Source organism: Bradyrhizobium sp. WBOS07, assembly GCF_024585165.1.
Classification (GTDB): Bacteria; Pseudomonadota; Alphaproteobacteria; order Rhizobiales; family Xanthobacteraceae; genus Bradyrhizobium; species Bradyrhizobium japonicum_B.
This window is the reverse complement of the sequence record NZ_CP029008.1, coordinates 1,542,637-1,561,338: the sequence shown is the minus strand read 5'-3', so window position 1 is coordinate 1,561,338 and position 18,702 is coordinate 1,542,637. Positions and strand designations below refer to the sequence as shown.

General features: G+C 64.4%; 14 protein-coding genes and 1 pseudogene. 5 read left to right on the top strand and 10 right to left on the bottom strand.

Features of this window, described 5'->3' with window-relative positions; all coding sequences use genetic code 11:
* Window positions 1–54 precede the first annotated feature (54 nt).
* The gene (locus tag DCM79_RS07310; protein WP_257179296.1) at window positions 55–1,191 is read right to left on the bottom strand and encodes an acyl-CoA dehydrogenase family protein; all 1,137 of its coding nucleotides are present in this window, start codon (window positions 1,189–1,191) and stop codon (window positions 55–57) included.
* A gap of 231 nt (window positions 1,192–1,422) precedes the next feature.
* On the opposite strand from DCM79_RS07310, the gene DCM79_RS07305 reads away from it, so the two are divergent.
* A complete protein-coding gene (locus DCM79_RS07305; protein ID WP_257179295.1) occupies window positions 1,423–2,973 on the top strand; it encodes a long-chain fatty acid--CoA ligase in 1,551 nt (516 codons plus the stop codon).
* A gap of 47 nt (window positions 2,974–3,020) precedes the next feature.
* Here DCM79_RS07305 and DCM79_RS07300 read toward each other — a convergent pair whose 3' ends face one another.
* Window positions 3,021–3,791, bottom strand: a complete 771-nt coding sequence (locus DCM79_RS07300; RefSeq protein WP_257179294.1) for a helix-turn-helix transcriptional regulator — start codon at window positions 3,789–3,791, stop codon at window positions 3,021–3,023.
* Between the two features lie 187 nt (window positions 3,792–3,978).
* Between DCM79_RS07300 and DCM79_RS07295 the strand changes: the two genes are divergently transcribed.
* The 4 genes and pseudogenes from DCM79_RS07295 (at window position 3,979) to DCM79_RS07280 (ending at window position 10,300) form a co-directional block, all read left to right on the top strand.
* Window positions 3,979–6,240: a marine proteobacterial sortase target protein gene (locus DCM79_RS07295; protein ID WP_257179293.1), complete on the top strand. Its 2,262-nt coding sequence runs from the start codon at window positions 3,979–3,981 to the stop codon at window positions 6,238–6,240.
* Window positions 6,241–6,412: 172 nt separating this feature from the next.
* Window positions 6,413–6,970, top strand: a pseudogene (locus tag DCM79_RS07290) (class GN sortase); the annotation flags it as partial.
* 144 nt (window positions 6,971–7,114) lie between these two features.
* Window positions 7,115–9,331 carry an acetate--CoA ligase family protein gene (locus tag DCM79_RS07285; RefSeq protein WP_257179292.1) on the top strand — a complete coding sequence of 739 codons (2,217 nt, stop codon included), beginning with the start codon at window positions 7,115–7,117 and terminating at the stop codon, window positions 9,329–9,331.
* 147 nt (window positions 9,332–9,478) lie between these two features.
* On the top strand, window positions 9,479–10,300 hold the full coding sequence (locus tag DCM79_RS07280) for an MlaD family protein (RefSeq protein ID WP_257179291.1): 822 nt from the start codon (window positions 9,479–9,481) through the stop codon (window positions 10,298–10,300).
* A 257-nt stretch (window positions 10,301–10,557) separates the two neighbouring features.
* Here the strand turns inward: DCM79_RS07280 and DCM79_RS07275 are convergent, their stop codons facing one another.
* The 8 genes from DCM79_RS07275 to urtA all read right to left on the bottom strand — a co-directional run bounded on the left by DCM79_RS07275 (window position 10,558) and on the right by urtA (window position 18,549).
* Window positions 10,558–11,598 (bottom strand): aliphatic amidase, encoded by a 1,041-nt coding sequence (locus DCM79_RS07275; RefSeq protein WP_257179290.1) that lies wholly within the window; start codon window positions 11,596–11,598, stop codon window positions 10,558–10,560.
* 45 nt (window positions 11,599–11,643) lie between these two features.
* Window positions 11,644–12,021, bottom strand: coding sequence for a zinc ribbon domain-containing protein (locus DCM79_RS07270; protein ID WP_257179289.1), 378 nt, complete (start codon window positions 12,019–12,021; stop codon window positions 11,644–11,646).
* Between the two features lie 111 nt (window positions 12,022–12,132).
* Window positions 12,133–13,362 carry a formamidase gene (gene fmdA / locus DCM79_RS07265; protein WP_257179288.1) on the bottom strand — a complete coding sequence of 410 codons (1,230 nt, stop codon included), beginning with the start codon at window positions 13,360–13,362 and terminating at the stop codon, window positions 12,133–12,135.
* A 29-nt stretch (window positions 13,363–13,391) separates the two neighbouring features.
* Window positions 13,392–14,081, bottom strand: coding sequence for an urea ABC transporter ATP-binding subunit UrtE (gene urtE / locus DCM79_RS07260; protein ID WP_028133834.1), 690 nt, complete (start codon window positions 14,079–14,081; stop codon window positions 13,392–13,394).
* Window positions 14,082–14,303: 222 nt separating this feature from the next.
* On the bottom strand, window positions 14,304–15,059 hold the full coding sequence (urtD, locus tag DCM79_RS07255) for an urea ABC transporter ATP-binding protein UrtD (RefSeq protein ID WP_257179287.1): 756 nt from the start codon (window positions 15,057–15,059) through the stop codon (window positions 14,304–14,306).
* An 11-nt stretch (window positions 15,060–15,070) separates the two neighbouring features.
* Window positions 15,071–16,213 carry an urea ABC transporter permease subunit UrtC gene (gene urtC, locus DCM79_RS07250; RefSeq protein WP_257179286.1) on the bottom strand — a complete coding sequence of 381 codons (1,143 nt, stop codon included), beginning with the start codon at window positions 16,211–16,213 and terminating at the stop codon, window positions 15,071–15,073.
* Between the two features lie 17 nt (window positions 16,214–16,230).
* The gene (gene urtB / locus DCM79_RS07245) at window positions 16,231–17,157 is read right to left on the bottom strand and encodes an urea ABC transporter permease subunit UrtB (RefSeq protein WP_257179285.1); all 927 of its coding nucleotides are present in this window, start codon (window positions 17,155–17,157) and stop codon (window positions 16,231–16,233) included.
* A gap of 132 nt (window positions 17,158–17,289) precedes the next feature.
* On the bottom strand, window positions 17,290–18,549 hold the full coding sequence (gene urtA, locus DCM79_RS07240; protein ID WP_257179283.1) for an urea ABC transporter substrate-binding protein: 1,260 nt from the start codon (window positions 18,547–18,549) through the stop codon (window positions 17,290–17,292).
* Between the last annotated feature and the right edge of the window lie 153 nt (window positions 18,550–18,702).

Sequence of the window (18,702 nt, the reverse complement as noted above, 5' to 3'; positions counted from 1 at the left end):
TTCCGAGCTCGCTCCGCTTCGCTCGCGCCCCGGAATGACGCGAGGAGAGACCACTCATAGACCCATCTGCCGCGACGCCAGATCCTTCATGATCTCCTCGGTGCCGCCGCCGATGGCGTTAACCTTGACCTCGCGATAGATGCGCTCGGCCTTGATGCCGCGCATGAAGCCGGCGCCGCCAAAAATCTGTACGGCTTCCGAGGCACAGAACGCCATGGTCTGCGTCGCCTGGTTCTTCATCATGCAGATTTCCGCGACCGGGCTCTCGCCCTGCTCGAGCCGCCAGGCCAGCATCTCCAGCATTGCCTGCGAGGCTGCCACCTTCTGCGCCATGTCGACGATCTTGTGCCTGATGACCTGGTGCTGGGCGAGCGGCTTGCCGAAGGTCTTGCGCTCCTTGGCGTAGGCAATGGCCTCATCGAGGCAGACGCGGGCGAAGGCGGTGCAGCCTGCCGCCATGCCCATGCGCTCGCTGTTGAAGTTCTGCATGATGATCTTGAAGCCCTGGCCCTCCTCGCCGATCAGGTTACCGGCCGGCACGCGACATTCGTCGAAATGCAGCGTCGCAGTGTCGGAGGCCCACCATCCCATCTTCTTGAGCTTGGTGCGCGACAGGCTTGGCGTATCTCCTTCGATCAGGAGCAGGCTGACGCCGCCCGCGCCCTCGCCGCCGGTGCGCACCGCAACGGTCAGATAATCGGCACGCATCCCCGAGGTGATGAATGTCTTTTCTCCGCTCACCACATAGTGATCGCCGTCGCGCCGTGCCCTGGTGCGGAGGCCCGCGACATCGGAGCCACCGCCCGGCTCGGTGATCGCGAGCGCGGAGATCTTCTCGCCCGACAGCACCTGCGGCAGCACGCGCGCCTTCACCTCGGGCCGCGCCGCGCGCGCGATCGGCGGCGAGCCGATGGTGTGGCTCATCAGGCTGGCACTGACGCCGCCCGCACCGGCGCGCGCCAGCTCCTGGCTGGCCACGATCTTCATGAACTGATCGGCGGCGATCCCGCCATATTCCTCGGGAAATCCGAGTCCCAACAGGCCGATCTCCGCCGCCTTGCGATAGAGCTCACGGGGAAATTCGCCGGCCTCGTCCCATTCATGAGCGAACGGGGTGATCTCCTTCTCGACGAAGCGGCGCATCACGTCGCGGAAGGCGTCGTGCTCGGCGGTATAGAACGGGCTTTTCATTGGTCTCGCCCTGTTGGCGGATTCGCTGGTCCACCATGGCTGGAACATTTGCCATTCACTTGCGCAGAGTGGCTGTCCGAAAGGTGCCGCTCCGCCGCGGCCTACGGCCTAGCAACTCAACGCAAGACGATTTTCGTCGCGCACAGGCCAACTCTGGCGCAAAAAAACGTTGCTGCACAGACTCCGGCTGGCCCCAGGGCCACGCCGGCATAGTGCGCAGGGGAGGTATTTTTGGCCGTTCGTTACTACGACTGGATCGTTCATCATGGCCGCCGCACTCCGAACAAGGTCGCGGTGATCGACCTCGCGAGCGAGCGCCGCTTTACCTATTCGCAGTTGGACGCCCGCGTCTCCCGCCTCGCTTCGTTGCTGCGTCATACGCTGAACGTCTCGCGCGGCGACCGTGTCGCAGTGCTGGCGCTGAATACGACCGATACGCTGGAGGTACAGTTTGCCTGCGGTCGCCTCGGCGCCATCTTCGTGCCGCTGAACACCCGCCTCACCGTTCCCGAGCTTCAATTCATCACGGCCGATTGTGCGCCGAAGGTGATGATCCACGACCTCGATCTCGCCGAGACGGCGCTTGCCGTCGCCAAGCTCTGCGGCGTCGCGACCAGCCTGCTGCTCGGCCCGGGCGGGTCCTACGAGGCCGGCATCGCCGCCGCAAAGCCGCTCGACCGCGCCGAGGAAGTCACGCTCGATGACGTCTCGACCATCATGTACACATCGGGCACGACGGGCCATCCGAAGGGCGCGACCATCACCCATGGCATGACCTTCTGGAATTGCGTCAATCTCGGCGGCCCCGCCTGCATCGGGCCATCCTCGGTGCTTCTCACCGTGCTGCCGTTATTCCACACCGGCGGTCTCAACTGCTACACCAATCCGGTGCTGCATGCCGGCGGCACCGTGATGATCATGCGCGCCTTCGATCCCGGCACCGCACTCGGCCTGATCAACGATCCCGCGCAGGGTATCAACGTGTTCTTCGGCGTGCCGGCGATCTACCAGTTCATGGCGCAGCATCCCGCGTTTGCGACGACCGACCTCAGCCGGCTGATCGTCGGTGGTGTCGGCGGTGCGCCGATGCCGGTACCGCTGCTGAAAGTGTGGGAGGCGCGCGGCGTCGCCCTGCAACAGGGTTACGGCATGACCGAGACCTCGCCGGCCGTCCTGGTGCTCGATCGCGAGGATGCGGCGCGCAAGGCCGGCTCCGCCGGCAAGCCGGTGCTGCATACGGAGGTGCGCATCGTGCGCCCCGACGGCAGCGATGCCGATGTCGGCGAGCTTGGCGAGCTCTGGGTTAGGGGTCCCAACATCACGCCGGGCTATTGGAACAGGCCGGAGGCGAACAAGACCTCCTTCACCGACGGCTGGCTGCACACCGGCGATGCGACGCGCATCGACGAGGAAGGCTTCTACTACATCGTCGACCGCTGGAAGGACATGTACATCTCCGGCGGCGAGAACGTCTATCCGGCCGAGGTCGAGAACGTCCTGCATCAGCTCAGTGCCATCGCCGAAGCCGCCGTGATCGGCATTCCCGATCCGCAATGGGGCGAGGTCGGCCTTGCCATCGTCGCGGTCAAGCCCGGCCAGAAGCTCACCGAGGCCGACGTCTTCGCACATTGCGCGGCCAATCTCGCGCGCTTCAAGTGCCCGCGCCAGATCCGCTTCGTCGACGCGCTGCCGCGCAACGCCACCGGCAAGATCCACAAGCCGACCTTGCGCAAGGAATTCTCGGTGGCTTCGGAGGTCGACAAGAAGGTCGCCAACGCCTGACCACAGCGTCCTTTTGTTTTTCGGCGTGCCGGCCCGTCGATCGCGGATTATTGCGTCAAGAACAGCGCAAAAGGCTCTTCCACCGTGCGGCGCAGATGCTTTCGATACAGGGCGTGATTGGCATCGCCAGACGCAACCCGCCCCAGGGATGGCTGCGGGACGTTTCTGAGCGGCACGTAGGCGATCGGTGCCGCGATCGGCGTGAGCTGCGAACCAGGCCCTGCACGGAGCGTCGAGATGATGCCGTACATCTCGCCGGACACCGTCGGCCGCGACACCGTGATCACGCGGTGCTGGCCGTGCTTGATGATGACGAGGTAGATGAAGCCGGACTGATGGGGGACGGCGACCTCGCCGGTATGCTCGTAGGCGGCATCGGTTCGATCGCCCTCGCGGAAGACCAGCGAAGAGACTTTCGGCTCCCACACGATCTCGGTGCGGTAGGCAAAAATCGCGTCCTTGTCGCCAAAGGACGGCCGCAACGTGATGTAGACGTCTTCGAGCCAGGTCACGGCGCGATGCGCATAGGAGCCGAGGCTGTCGGGAGCGACATCGTTGGCGGCCTGAGGCGCCGGCACGACGGGACCTTTGCGTAAGGAAACCCCCAGTGCCTGCTCCAGCCGGACCGTGGTCGCCAGCGTGAATGGGCGTCGTCCGCCGAGCACCTTCTCCAGCGTCGAGAGGCTGAGCTTGGCCTGCTCGGCCAGCGCCTGCCGGGACATCCGGCGCCGCGCGAGCTCCTCGCGGATGGTCTCCGCGATCTCGCGGCTCTGTTCGTCCGAAAGCTGCTTGTCGGAAACCTTGTCCTGCATCTGCATCGTTAGCCCTGCTCCAGCACGGCCACTCTAGCAGGCCGGACAAACCAGCACAAAACCGCACATGGCCGCCCCGGCCACGGCGCACCCGGCCGGCCGTGGCGGAACATTGCCGATCATTCTGCTCGCGAAAGCGGCCGCTCCCGGCGAATGCTCGGAGCCAGCAAACGCTTTTTCGGGAGCAGGCCAAATGGACACCTACGACACAGCCGCCAACGACGAGCACCCCCTGTTGAAAGGACTGATCAAGTTCGGATTGTTGCTCCTCGCGCAGGGCATCGCGGTGATGCTGATGGCCTTCGTGGCCCTGCTCGTCAGCTTCGGGACGGGTTGGTCGGCAACGACCGAGCAGGCCAGCCTGCTCCAGCCCGGCGATGCCAGGTCCGGAAGCCTGCTTCTGAAGGACGGCGACGCCATCACGGAAGCGATACGCCTCGGCATCGACGTCGACATCACGGTTTCCGGCCCGACCTTGCGTGCCCGGATCACTCAGGTGTTCCGCAACCCGACCCAGGATTGGGTCGAGGCGACCTATGTCTATCCGCTCGCGACCGGCGGGGCCGTCGATACGCTGAAGATGGTGGTCGGCGATCGCATCATCGTGGGAGACGTCAAGGAGCGGCAGCAGGCGCGCGTCATCTACGAAGAGGCGCGCCGCGCCGGCCAGAGGGCCGCGCTCACCGAGCAGGAACGGCCGAACATCTTCACCAATTCGGTTGCCAATATCGGCCCCGGCGAAACCGTGCTGGTGCAGATCGAATATCAGGAGCCGGTGCATCAATCCGGCAACGAATATTCGCTCCGCCTGCCGCTAGTGGTCGGACCGCGCTACAATCCGGCGCCGATCGTCCAGAGCGTCGACTTCCGCAAGGACGGATCGGGCTGGGGCGCGACGACGTCGGACCCTGTAACGGATCGTGACCGCATCTCGCCGCCCGTGCTGGATCCCGCCAAGGCTGCGCCGGTCAATCCGACCAGCATCACGGTGCGCCTAAACGCCGGCTTCGCGCTTGGCGAGGTCAAGAGCCACCACCATAACGTCAAGATCGACAGCCCGGACAGCACCACACGGACCGTCACGCTCGCCGACGGCGTCGTCCCCGCCGACCGCGACTTCGAGCTGACCTGGAAGCCCGCCGCCGAGAAAGCGCCATCGGTCGGCCTGTTCCGCGAACGCGTCGGCGACGCCGATTATCTGCTCGCCTTCGTCACCCCGCCCGGCACCGAGCAGGCGACAAAAAAGCCGCTGCCACGCGAGGTCGTGTTCGTGATCGACAATTCGGGGTCGATGGGCGGCACGTCGATCGTCCAGGCCAAGGCGAGCCTCACTTACGCGCTCTCCCGGCTCCAGCCAACCGACCGCTTCAACGTCATTCGCTTCGACGACACCATGGACGTGCTGTTTCCCGCTTCCGTGCCGGCAGATGCCGCGCATGTCGGCGAGGCCACCTCGTTCGTGAGCGCTTTGCAGGCGCGCGGCGGCACCGAGATGGTGCCGGCGATGCGCGCAGCGCTATCCGACAAGCTCGGCGACACCGGCATGGTTCGCCAGGTCGTTTTCCTGACCGACGGCACAATCGGCAACGAGCAGCAATTGTTCGAAGCGATCACGGCGATGCGCGGTCGCTCGCGTGTCTTCATGGTCGGCATCGGGTCGGCACCCAACACCTATCTGATGACCCGCGCCGCCGAGCTCGGCCGCGGCGCTTTCACCCATATCGGCTCGGTCGAGCAGGTGGAGGAGCGCATGCGCGGCCTGTTCGCCAAGCTCGAAAACCCGGCCGTGACCGGCCTCACCGCGAAATTCTCCGGGGCCAACGCCGACGTCACACCGGCGATCATCCCGGACGTCTATCGCGACGAGCCGCTGGTGCTGGCGGCAAAGCTCGACAAGCTCGCAGGCGCGCTCGAGATCAGGGGACGGGTCGGCGACCGTCCATGGTCGGTGACGCTGCCGCTGCAACAAGCTGCCGAAGGCAAGGGCCTGTCGAAACTCTGGGCCAGGCGCAAGATCGGCGACGCCGAAGTGGCGCGCGCCATGCGGGAGCTCGCCCCCGAGGAGGCGGACAAGGCGATCCTGGCGCTGGCGCTCGACCATCAGATCGTCACGCGCCTGACTAGCCTGGTCGCCGTCGACAAGACGCCGAGCCGCCCCGAAGGCGCGCCGCTCAAGCTCAGCGAATTGCCGATCAACCTGCCGGCCGGCTGGGATTTCGAGAAGGTGTTTGGCGAACGGCCGCAGATCCCGGCGCAGTTGCGCGAGCGCCATGCCGATGCAGCCGCCTCACCGGCCGCGCGGCGCCCGACGCCCGCAGCGCCCGATGCGATCCGCCTGCCCAAGACGGCGACCTCGGCCGGGCTGAAAATGATCGCAGGCCTGATCCTGATCGTGCTCGCCCTTGTCCTGTTCGTGTTCAACCGGCGTCGGCCCTTGCTCACCAACGCCGCTTGAGAGAGGAGCCCCCCGACTCCTCTGTTAGCGCGCGCGGCTGCCTGTCCCGTCACCAACGGCCGCGCGCGCCTTTTTCTCAAGGTCATTGCCAGCGCAGCGAAGCAATCCAGGCTGCCTCCGCGGAAAGTCTCTGGATTGCTTCGCTTCGCTCGCAATGACGAGTGTAGAAACAATGCCCCGACTCATCTCTCCTCTGGTTCTGGCCCTGATCGGCCTCATCCTGTTCGGCGACGGCGCCTACATCCACGCCAAGGCGTGGCTCGCGCAGGTGCTGCTGGCGCGGGCGTTCGACCGAAGCATCGCGACCGGACAGGCGGTGAAGCCGTGGTTCTGGGCCGACACCTGGCCGGTGGCGCGGATCGAGGTCAAGCGAATCGGCGCCAGCGCCATCGTGCTGCAAGGTGCGAGCGGACAGGCGCTCGCTTTCGGACCCGGCCATGTCCAGCACACAGCCGATGCGGGCGAGCGCGGGACTGCCGTCTATGCCGCCCATCGCGACACTCATTTCCGCTTCCTGCGCAACGTCGTCATTGGCGACATCATCGATGTCACGCGTCGCGACGGTGGACATTTCCGCTATCGCGCGGATTCCTCGGCCGTGGTCCGCTTCGATGCATCGGGCATCGACGCCAGGACACAGGGCTTCGAGCTTGTTCTCGCGACCTGCTGGCCATTCGACGCGGTCGCCCCCGGTCCCGAGCGTTACGTCCTGCATGCGACATTGATCGGAGCCGGCATATCGCCCACCGCGCCGACGACACGCGGCAGCATCGCTCATTCCACCACACGGCATGCCCCGTGGTTGCCAGTCCAACGGACTCGCCATAGAACGGAGTGGCGCTCGACCAAGAAGAACAACAGGTGAGGTCACGGCATGGAAGCCCAGGTGTCCGCTGCGTCCGCGTTCCATCCATGGTCTCCGTCGTCCGATGCCAGCGACATCGTCAAGGGCATCCACGCGATGCTGCACCCGCGCAACATCGTGCTGGTGGGCGCGACCGACAAGCCTGGCAATTATGCCGAACGCATCTGGAACAATCTGGTCAAGTACGGCTACGAGGGCGGCCTCTATCCGGTCAACGCCAAGCGCGACACCATCTGGGGCGTTCCCTGCTACAAGGACTTTGCGAGCCTCCCGGAGAAGCCCGATCACGTTCTGGTGCTGGTGCCGGCGCGTTTTGCGGTCCAGGTGATCCGCGACGCCGCGGCGGCCGGCGCGCGCTCGGCCACGATCGTCACCTCCGGCTTCAGCGAGCTGCAGGACGAGGAAAGCCAAAAGCTCGCCGCCGAATTGCAGGCGGCCGTGCGCGAGACGGGACTTGCGGTCACGGGCCCGAACTGCCTCGGCAATCTGAGTGCCGGCGAAAAGCTCTTCACCAACATCGACGATCGAATCGTCACCATGGAACAGGGCACGGTGGCGATCGCCGGGCAATCGGGCGCGATCGTCATGGCGATCCGCCAGGCGCTGGAGGATCGCGGCGTCGGCGTCGGCTACATGGTGACGACCGGCAACGAGGCAGGGCTCGAGACGCCGGACCTGATGCGCTATTTCGCCGAGGATCCGAGCATCAAGGTGATCGTCGTCTACCTCGAAGGCGTGCGCAACACCAGGGCGTTCCGCGATGCCTGCAAGGCGGCGCGCGCCGCAAGCAAGCCCGTGATCGCGCTCAAGCTCGGCACCTCCGAAGGCGGCCGTGCCGCCGCGATGGCGCACACCGGCGCGCTCGCGGGCTCGATCGAGACGTTCGACGCGGTTGCAACGCGCGAAGGCGTGATCCGGGTCGGCGGGCTCGACGAGCTGATCGAGACCACCGAATGCTTCGTCCACGCGGCCGTGCCCAAAGGCGACCGGCTCGCCGCCGTCACGCTGTCGGGCGGCAAGCGCGGCATGCTGATCGACGCCTTCGACGCAGAAGGCCTGAAGTTCGCACCGCTGAGCCCGCATGTCAGCTCGGAGCTGGCGAAGATGCTCGGGCCGGGCTCGATCGTCGGCAATCCGCTCGATGCCGGCTTTGCCGCGGTCGTCGATCCCTCCGTCTACATGAAGTCGATCAAGCTGATGATCGACGATCCCGATATCGACATCGTCATCATCGATGCCGAGCTGCCGAAGGCGCCGCACGAGCTGCGCGAGCGCAATTTGCGCATCGTCGACGAAATGGCGAGCAAGGGCGGCAAGCCCGTGATCTATATCAGCGCGATGTCGATCGGCTTCACCGAATTCACCAAATCCCTGCGCAAGTCGCTGCCGCATCTTGCGGTCATGCAGGGCATGGACCGGGCGGTGACCGCGATCAAGTCGCTGCTCGCCTACGGCAAGCTGCGCAAGGAGGTGCCAGACATTGTCTCGAGCTCGAAGCCTGCCGCCCGCACCGTGCTGGAGAAGGCGCTGAAATCGGCAAGCGGCGCCGCGCTCGACGAGGTCGCCTCGAAGAAGCTCTTGAAGGCGTATGGCATTCCGGTCTCGAAGGAGGCGATCGCACAGACGGCGACGGAAGCCGCAGAGATCGCCAAGCAGATCGGATTTCCGGTCGTGGCCAAGGTCGTCAGCGCGGAGATCCTGCACAAGTCCGACATCGGCGGCGTGGTGTTGAACCTGAACAGCGCGGCCGAGGTGAAGAAGGCGTTCGCCGATATCACGGCCCGGGTGAGCAAGTTGAAAGGCAAGCCGAGGCTCGACGGCGTCCTGATCGCGCAGCAGGTGAAGGCCGAGCTCGAGCTCGTGGTCGGCGCCTCGCTCGATGCCGAGATGGGGCCTGTCGTGCTGTTCGGCACCGGGGGCATCGACATCGAGCTGATGAAGGACGTCGCGCTCGCCGGCGCGCCGCTGGACGAGGCCGAGGCGCGGTTCCTGATCGGCCGTACCAAGGCCGGCATCAAGATGCGCGGCTATCGCGGCAAGCCGGCCTTGCACGAGGCCTCCGCGGTGAAGGCGCTGGTCGGCCTGTCCAATTTGATCGCGGATGCCGGCGACCGGATCGCCTCGATCGACGTCAACCCGTTCCTGATCAACACCAGGACCGGCGTGGCCGTCGATGCCCTGATCGTGCTCAACAACGCCGCGGCAAGGCGCGCGGCCGGGCATTGAGGCTGTAGGGCGGATTAGCGCCAGCGTAATCCGCCAAATTGCAGGGCTAATGAGGCGAACATGGCGGGTTACGCTTCGCTAACCCGCCCTACGTACCATTATAGCCTCCTTCCAACTTCCCTGCTTTGGCCGTAAAACCTCTCCCGTATGGCACGTGCGAGCAATCTGGTGATCGGAACGGCGACGCTGGCGGTGATCGCCGTGGCGCTCGGCGGCGTTCTCGGCGTGCAGAAATGGCGCACCATCCAGAGCCGCAGCCAGTTGCGTGTGGTGTTCGAGGGCGGCTCCGCCAGCGGCCTGCGCCGCGGCGGGCCGGTCAATTTCGACGGCGTGCCGGCCGGCCAGATCCGCTCGATCAAGCTGGAGAGTCCGCGCCGGATCGTGGCGCTGGTGATGCTCGACAACACTGCGCCGATTCGCAAGGACACTGTGGCGGGCATCGAGTTCCAGGGCCTGACCGGCGTCGCTGCGATCTCACTGATCGGGGGCGCGCCTTCCGCGCCACCGGTGCCGCTGGACTCGGACGGCGTCCCCGTCCTGACCGCCGATCTCAGCGACGCCGAAACCATCGTCGAAACCCTGCACAGCGTCGACCGCGCGATCGTCAGCAATGCCCCCGCAATCAAGGAAGGCCTGAGCACGTTCGAAAATTACACCGCCGACCTGCGCAGCAAGGGCGCCGAGATCGATTCCGTCATGGCCAAGGTCGACAGCGCCTTCGCGGGCTTCGACAAGGCGGTCACGAAGATCGAGGGCGTGGTGCCCGGCTTCGTCGACGGCAAGGCCGACGAGCTGTTCGAGAAGATCAAGGGGCTGCACGAGCTTGCCGACACCATGAAGAAGAAGTCGGCGGGTTATCTCGAGGACATCCGCCGCTCGCTGCTCGATGTCAGCGAAGCCGCCAACAAGATGAGCGGGACACCAGCGCCGCCGCGCCCCCCGCGCAGGCCCACGGAGCAGAAGCGCTAGCTTACCCTCCCCTGGAGGACAGGGCTATCGCATATGACTCGTGCCAGCGGCCAGCGCGCACGCCTCGTCCTTCGAGACGGCGCTTACGCGCCTCCTCAGGATGAGGCTAATCAGCGTCAGCGCTCTTTGAATTTGCCGCCGCGCACTTCGGCCCTCATCCTGAGGAGCCCGCCAAGGCGGGCGTCTCGAAGGATGGCCGCAGGGAAAGCTCTCAAATGCGGCCTCCAGGGGAGGGTAAGGCGCGACCTGGCAACAGCTCAGTAGTTGCTGGCCGCCGCGCCGTTCGGAATGCCGTCGATCGGGCATTCGTCGGTGCCTGGCGTCGCGCGGGTCATCGCCTCGACCATGTCGCGCGTGCCCTCGGGATCTTTGATCCAGTTCTTGTAGAAATCGTACGGACACGCCGCGACGCCGCGCGGGCTGTCGCCGGAATTGATCATGCCGGTGTAGCCGCGGTGGACCAGCTTGTAGAGATGGTTCTGCGACTGGCCGTTGCGGCGCGCGTCGCGGATCAAATGTTTCGACAGCTGGGCGTATTGGATGCCGTAATCCTCCTCGCCGCATTCGCCGAGCGTGCGGCCGTCGAAGCCGATGATGGCGGAGTGGCCGAAATAGGAATAGACGCCGTCGAAGCCGGCGGCATTGGCAACCGCCACATAGACGTTGTTGGCCCATGCCATCGCCTTGGAGATCATGACCTGCTGCTCCTTGGCCGGATACATGTAGCCCTGGCAGCGCACGATCAGCTCGGCACCCTTCATGGCGCAGTCGCGCCAGATTTCGGGATAATTGCCGTCGTCGCAGATGATCAGGCTGACCTTGAGACCCTTCGGCCCCTCGGAGACATAGGTGCAATTGCCGGGATACCAGCCCTCGATCGGCACCCAGGGCATGATCTTGCGGTACTTCTGCACGATCTCGCCCTTGTCGTTCATCAGGATCAAGGTGTTGTAGGGCGCCTTGTGCGGATGCTCCTCGTGGCGCTCGCCGGTCAGCGAGAACACGCCCCAGACCTTGGCCTTGCGACAGGCCTCGGCGAAGATCGCGGTCTCCTCGCCGGGTACCATGGACGCCGTCTCGTACATCTCCTTGGAATCGTACATGATGCCTTGCGTGGAATATTCCGGGAAGATCACGAGGTCCATGCCGGGCAGGCCGAGCTTCATGCCGACGATCATGTCGGCGATCTTGCGGGCGTTGTCGAGCACCTCGGCCTTGGTGTGCAGGCGGGGCATCTTGTAATTGACGACTGCGACGCCGACCGTGTCGTTGCTGCTGGAGATGTCACCGTGAAGCATGTTGAGCGCTCCTGTACCTTGTCTGTCTGATGCTGGCGTGTCGCGTTAGTGGCTGATCATCCAGGGGCGCGCCGTCGGAAAGCCCTTGGCGCCGCTTCTGGACTTGGTCATCAGCCGCGCCGGTTTCTTCTTGTCCGACGAGCCCTTGTCCTTCACCGTCTTGCCCGACGAGCAGCAGCCGCAGCCGGGGCCGTGCGAGGCCTTGTACTGCGCCAGCGTCTGCGGCGCGTGCGAACTGCGCTCGTTGACGGCATGCGCCTTGCGCTTGTCGGCCGGCATGCAGAAGAAATTCGGGGCGGTCAGAATCACCCGCGGCGCTGGGCTCTCGCAGTGCGGACAGCTTTGCGGATCGTCGCATTCCGCCATCGGGCGCAGGTCCTTGAAGGGACCGCAATCGTCACAGAGATATTCGTAGACCGGCATAGCATCACCTACGCTGTTGCCTGTTCACACAACTCGCTGCCGCCGCGCGTGTGGAGACAGCCCCTCACCCCAACCCTCTCCCCGCAAGAGCGGGGAGAGGGAGCGCAAGCGTCACTTGTCTGGCGAGATCGGCATCTGGATGTCGCCGGTGATGTGCTTGATGGGCCCTGCCGCCGACGGCATCACGTCGAAGTCGAAGATCTCGGTCGGCAGCCACAGCGTGGCGCAGGCGTTGGGAACGTCGACGACGCCGGAGATATGGCCCTGGCACGGCGCGGTGCCGAGGATCGAATAGGCCTGGGCGCCGGAATAGCCGAACTTCTTGAGGTATTCGATCGCGTTGAGGCAGGCCTGGCGATAGGCGATGTGGACGTCGAGATAATGCTGCTTGCCGGCTTCGTCGACCGAGATGCCTTCGAAGATCAGATAGTCCTTGTAGTTCGGCGTGATCGGCGACGGCTTGAAGATCGGGTTCTTGATCCCGTACTTCGACATGCCGTCCTTGATCACCTCGACCTTCAGGTGCAGCCAGCCGGCCATCTCGATGGCGCCGCAGAAGGTGATCTCGCCGTCGCCCTGGCTGAAGTGCAGATCGCCCATGGAGAGACCCGCGCCCGGCACATAGACCGGGAAGTAGATCTTCGAGCCGCGCGAGAGATCCTTGATGTCGCAATTGCCGCCATGCTCGCGCGGCGGCACCGTGCGCGCGCCTGCGGCGCCGATCTTGGCCTTGACGTCGCCCTTGGCGCGGCCGCCATGGGCGGTCGGCGCGAACGGCGGATTGGCAAGGCCAGGCACGCGGGTCGGATTGGTCGAGATCAGCTCGGCCTCGCGCTTGTTCCAGGTGTCCAGCATCTTGGGATCGGGCAGACAGCCGATCAGGCCGGGATGGATGAGGCCTGCGAAGTTCACGCCGGGCACGTGGCGGGACGAGGTGTAGAGGCCCTTGATGTCCCAGATCGACTTCTGCGCCAGCGGGAAATGGTCGGTGAGGAAGCCGCCGCCGTTCTGCTTGGAGAAGAAGCCGTTGAAGCCCCACAGGCTTTCCTTGAGCGGACCGACGTCGAGCAGGTCGACGACGAGGAGGTCGCCGGGCTCGGCGCCCTTGACGCCGATCGGTCCGGACAGGAAGTGCACGATCGACAGGTCGATGTCGCGCACGTCGTCGGCGGAATCGTTGTTCTTGATGAAGCCGCCGGTCCAGTCATAGGTCTCGATGATGAAATCGTCGCCGGGATTGACCCAGGCCACGATCGGGATGTCGGGGTGCCAGCGGTTGTGCACCATGTCGTTGTCATAAGCCGATTTGGTGAGATCGACCTTGATCAGTGTCTCTGGCATCGAGAGGCTCCCCTTTTGACTACGGTTGGTTAGACGGACAGATATTTCGAGACCTGCGCGGCATCGACGGCATCGCGCGGATCGTCCCGCACGATCTCGCCGTTCTCGATCACCAGGACGCGGTCGGCGATATCGAGCGCAAAGCTCAGGACCTGCTCGGACACGACGATGGAGAGCCCCTTCTCGTCGCGGATGCGCTTCAACGTGCGCGCCATCTCCTTGATGATCGAGGGCTGGATGCCTTCGGTCGGCTCGTCCAGCAGCAGAACCTTCGGCTTGGTCGCGAGCGCACGCGCGATCGCGAGCTGCTGCTGCTGGCCGCCCGAGAGATTGCCGCCGCGCCGGCCTTTCATCTCCAGCAGCACCGGGAACAATTCGTAGATGTCGCCGGGCACTTCGGAGCCGCCGGAGACGACGAGCCCGGTTTCGATGTTCTCCTTCACCGTCATGGTGGAAAAGATCATGCGGCCCTGCGGCACATAGGCGAGGCCCTTGGCGACGCGCTCAAAGCTCTTGAGGCTGCCGAGCTCGGCGCCATCCATGGTCACCGAGCCGCTTTTGGCGGGCAGGATCCCCATCAGCGATTTCATCAGCGTGGTCTTGCCCATGCCGTTGCGGCCCATGATCGCAACGATCTCGTTGGGCGCGACCTTGACGTTGAGCCCGTGCAGCACCTCGCTCTGGCCGTAGGCGACGTGGAGATCTGAAATTGCCAGCATCGATTGCTCCTAAGCTCGGCATGCCTTCCTTCTCCCCTTGTGGGAGAAGGTGGCGCGGACGAAGTCCGCGACGGATGAGGGGTCTGCATCTGCGAATGCGAATGGCAGTTTGATGCGCGGAGAGATACCCCTCACCCGGATCGCATCTGACGATGCGATCCGACCTCTCCCACAAGGGGAGAGGTGCACCGCCGATGCCGCTATGGACTCTTTCGCCATCGCTCAGTGCCCCAGATAGACTTCGACGACCTTGGGGTCGTTCTTCACCTTATCCATCGTCCCTTCCGAGAGGATCTGGCCCTGGTGCAGCACGGTGACCTTGTGCGCGATGTCCTCGACGAACTTCATGTCGTGCTCGATCACCAGCACCGAACGGTTCTTGATGATGCGGTTGAGCAGCTCGGCGGTCTTGGCCCGCTCGGACACGCTCATGCCGGCGACGGGCTCATCGAGCATCAGCAGGTCCGGGTCCTGGATCAGCAGCATGCCGATCTCGAGCCACTGCTTTTGGCCATGGCTGAGCTCGTCGGCGTAGGTGTTGAGCTTGTCCTTGAGGAAGATCATCTCGGCGACCTCCTCGACCCGGTCCTTCACAAGCTGGTCGCGCTGGAAGGTCAGCGAGCCGAACACGGTGCGGCCGCGCGGGAACGAGATCTCGAGGTTCTCGAACACGGTGAGGTCCTCGAACACCGACGGCGTCTGGAACTTGCGCCCGACGCCGGTCTGCACGATCTCGTTCTCCCTCATCTTCGTGAGCTCCTTGCCACGAAACTGGATCGAGCCCGAGGTCGCCTTGGTCTTGCCGCAGATCAGGTCAAGCACCGTGGTCTTGCCGGCGCCGTTGGGACCGATGATGACCCGGATCTCGTTCTCCTCGACATAGAAGGAGAGATCGTTGACCGCCTTGAACCCGTCAAACGAGACGGTCAGTCCGGAGACGGCAAGCAGGAAGTCCTTGGGCTGGTGTCCGACGAGCATGATTGATCCCCTCACTCTGCCGGCGCGCCGTCAGCGACCGAATTGCCGTTCCAATCCGATTTCGGCTTGCGTGGGCCAAACAGCCGGTCGATGCGCGGCTGCACGTAGTCGGCCCAGAGTCCGGACAGGCCATTCGGGAAGGCGAGCACGACCGCGATGAACAGCGCGCCGAGACCGAACAGCCAGAGTTGCGGGAAGGATTCCGACAGGCTGGTCTTGGCGAAATTCACCAGGATGGCGCCCCAGATCGCGCCGAAGATCGACATCCGCCCGCCGACCGCCGTGTAGATCACCATCTCGATGGACGGCACGATGCCGACGAAGGACGGCGACATGAAACCGACATTGAGCGCGAACATGGCGCCGCCGATCGCGGCGAACACCGCCGCCATGCAGAAGGCGAAGATCTTGAAATTGGCGACGCTGTAGCCGGAGAAGCGGACGCGGTCCTCCTGCTCGCGCATCGCCACCAGGATGCGGCCGAGCTTGGTCAGGCGGATGAACTGAGCGATGCCGATGCAGGCGAACAGCAGCACCACTTCGACGAAGTACAGGATGACCTTGGCGTGGTCGGGCCGGATGTCCCAGCCCTTGAGCGTGCGCAGGTCGGTCATGCCGTTGATGCCGCCGGTATAGCCCTGCTGTCCCACGATCAGGATGGTGAGGATGGCGGCGACGGCCTGGGTGATGATGGCGAAGTAGGTGCCGCCGACACGCCGCTTGAACATCGCGGTGCCGATGATCAGGGCGAACAGGCCGGGCACCAGGATGATGGCGAGGATGGTGAAGGTGAGGCTGTGGAACGGCTGCCAGAACAGCGGCAGTGACGTGATCTGATTCCAGTCCATGAAATCGGGGATGCCGGGCGTCGACTGGATCTTGGTGTTCTCGACGCTCGAGGCTTCGAGCTTGAGGAACATCGCCATGCAATAGCCGCCGAGGCCGAAGAACACGCCCTGCCCCAGGCTCAGGATGCCGCCATAGCCCCAGCACAGCACGAGGCCGAGCGCGACAAAGGCGTAGGTGAGGTATTTCGCGACCAGATTGAGGCGGAATACATCCAGCGTCAGCGGCAGGATCACGAACAGCACGGCGGCCAGCGCAATGAAGCCCATCAGTTCGGATCGGTTGAAGAAGCGTGAGTTGATGATCATGACTTGCCTGCTTCTCGTTATTTGCGGACTTTGAGGGCGAAGAGGCCCTGGGGCCGCAGCATCAGGATGCCGACGACCGCGAGCAGCGTGAGCACCTTGGCCATCGAGCCCGACATGAAGAATTCGAGCGTCGATTGCGTCTGCGAGATCGAGAAGGCGGAGGCGATGGTGCCGAGCAGGCTGGCGGCGCCGCCGAACACGACGACCAGGAACGTATCGACGATGTAGAGCTGCCCCGACGTCGGCCCGGTCGAGCCGATCATGGTGAAGGCGCTACCGGCAATTCCGGCGATGCCGCAGCCGAGGCCGAAGGTGTAGCGGTCGACCTTTTCGGTATTGATGCCGACCGCGCCCGCCATGATGCGGTTCTGCACCACGGCGCGCACCTGGCGCCCCCAGCGCGACATGTAGAGCACGTAGGCGACACAGACAGTGATCAGCACGGTGAGGCACATCACGAAGATGCCGTTGATCGGCACCTCGATGCTGTCGGTGACCTGGAGCGAACCGAGCATCCATTGCGGCAGCTCGACGCCGACCTCGCGCGCGCCAAACACGGAGCGATAGGCCTGCTGCAGCATCAGGCTGAGGCCCCAGGTGGCGAGCAGCGTATCGAGCGGACGCTTGTAGAGGTGCCGTATCAGCGCCCATTCCACCAGCATGCCCAGCGCGCCGGATGCGACGAAGGCCAGGATCATCGCAAGGAAGAAGTAGCCGGCGAACAGGCCCGGCAGATAGGCCTGGAAGAGATTGGAGGTCATCCAGGTGACGTAGGCCCCGAGGATCATGAACTCGCCATGGGCCATGTTGATGACGCCCATCTGGCCGAAGATGATGGCAAGCCCGAGCGCCATCAGGACGTAGACCGAGAACAGGATCAGCCCGGCAAAGCCCTGCATGACGAAGATGGAGCCGAGATCACCAAGCGAATAGTCGCCGAACATCGATGTCCTCCGTCGGGGATAAGGGTCCCGCGTCGCGATGCAGAGTCGCGACGCGGGGTCTTGCGGCATGGACTTGCGATCCACGCCAGGGAGCGGCTTAGCCTGTGGGAGAAGCGCGACGGATGTCGTCGCTTATTGATAGCCCTTCGGGAACGGATCCGGCTCGACGAGATCGGCGGTCTCGTAGATCAACTCGAACTGGCCATCGAGCTTGGCGCGCCCCACCCGGGTCTTCGACCACAAATGATGGTTCTCGTGGATGCGCACATAGCCTTCCGGCGCGCCCTTGAACTCGACGCCCGGGGAGGCCGCCGCGATCTTGTCGACGTCGAAGGAGCCGGCCTTCTCGACCGTCAACTTCCACAGCCACGGGCCGAGATAGGCAGCCTGGGTGACGTCGCCGATCACGGTCTTCTCGCCCCACATCTTCTTGAACGCCGAGACGAAAGCCTTGTTGTTCGCATTGTCGAGCGACTGGAAGTACTTCATGCAGGCGTAGGCGCCCGCGATGTTCTCGCCGCCGATGCCGTCGATCTCGTCTTCGGTCACCGAGATCGTCAGCAGCGCCTGCTTGGAGAGATCGATGCCGGCCGCCTTGAGCTGCTTGTAGAACGCGACGTTCGAGCCGCCGACGACGTCGGTGAAGATCACGTCCGGCTTGGTCAGCTTGATCTTGTTGATGACCGAGTTGAACTGGGTCGAGCCCAGCGCGTAATATTCCTCGCCGACGACCTTGCCCTTCAGCACGTTCTCGACGTGCTTGCGCGCGATCTTATTCGAGGTGCGCGGCCAGATGTAGTCCGAGCCGATGAAGAAGAAGGATTTGGCGCCCTTCTCCTTGGCGATCCAGTTGAGGCCCGCCAGAATCTGCTGCGTCGCTTCCTGGCCGGTGTAGATCACGTTCTTGGACTGCTCGAGGCCTTCGTAGAAGGTCGGGTAGTAGAGCATGCCGTTATATTGTTCGACGACCGGCAGCACGGCCTTGCGGGAGGCCGAGGTCCAGCAACCCATGATCGCCGCAACCTTGTCGTTGACGAGGAGCTTCTTCGCCTTCTCGGCGAAGGTCGGCCAATCCGATGCGCCGTCCTCCTGGATGAACTTGATCTTGCGGCCGAGCACGCCGCCCGCCGCGTTGATCTGCTCGATCGCGAGCTTTTCGGCCTGGATCGAGCCGGTCTCGGAGATGGCCATGGTGCCGGTCGCCGAGTGCAGGATGCCGACCGTCACCTCGGTGTCGGTGACGGCGAGACCCGTGGTGTTGACCGCCGAGGTCGCCGGCGCCTGGGCAAATGCCCCCCGCGGCAGCATCGTCATGGCCGGCACGGCGGCCATCCCCATCAATAATTTGCGCCGAAACGGCGATAACAGGCCCTTGTTTCCTTCGTCCGACATGAGCACCCCACTTTTTGTTCGAGACCACGCGATTGGTGCGGTGAGGATGGCGCGGATTGGGGCAGCGGGCGCATACGCAAGATCGCGTATACTGCACCGCAAAATGCCGACGTAGGCTCTTGGTACGGAATTTGCGAGGGGTTCCGGGTCCGT

Coding starts and splice junctions, on each gene's coding strand:
- DCM79_RS07295 (WP_257179293.1), top strand. CDS start 3,979: ATGGACACCTACGACACAGCCGCCAACGACGAGCACCCCCTGTTGAAA.
- DCM79_RS07310 (WP_257179296.1), bottom strand. CDS start 1,191: ATGAAAAGCCCGTTCTATACCGCCGAGCACGACGCCTTCCGCGACGTG.
- urtC (WP_257179286.1), bottom strand. CDS start 16,213: ATGATCATCAACTCACGCTTCTTCAACCGATCCGAACTGATGGGCTTC.
- DCM79_RS07300 (WP_257179294.1), bottom strand. CDS start 3,791: ATGCAGATGCAGGACAAGGTTTCCGACAAGCAGCTTTCGGACGAACAG.
- DCM79_RS07285 (WP_257179292.1), top strand. CDS start 7,115: ATGGAAGCCCAGGTGTCCGCTGCGTCCGCGTTCCATCCATGGTCTCCG.
- urtA (WP_257179283.1), bottom strand. CDS start 18,549: ATGTCGGACGAAGGAAACAAGGGCCTGTTATCGCCGTTTCGGCGCAAA.
- urtE (WP_028133834.1), bottom strand. CDS start 14,081: ATGCTGGCAATTTCAGATCTCCACGTCGCCTACGGCCAGAGCGAGGTG.
- urtB (WP_257179285.1), bottom strand. CDS start 17,157: ATGTTCGGCGACTATTCGCTTGGTGATCTCGGCTCCATCTTCGTCATG.
- DCM79_RS07275 (WP_257179290.1), bottom strand. CDS start 11,598: ATGCTTCACGGTGACATCTCCAGCAGCAACGACACGGTCGGCGTCGCA.
- DCM79_RS07270 (WP_257179289.1), bottom strand. CDS start 12,021: ATGCCGGTCTACGAATATCTCTGTGACGATTGCGGTCCCTTCAAGGAC.
- DCM79_RS07280 (WP_257179291.1), top strand. CDS start 9,479: ATGGCACGTGCGAGCAATCTGGTGATCGGAACGGCGACGCTGGCGGTG.
- urtD (WP_257179287.1), bottom strand. CDS start 15,059: ATGCTCGTCGGACACCAGCCCAAGGACTTCCTGCTTGCCGTCTCCGGA.
- fmdA (WP_257179288.1), bottom strand. CDS start 13,362: ATGCCAGAGACACTGATCAAGGTCGATCTCACCAAATCGGCTTATGAC.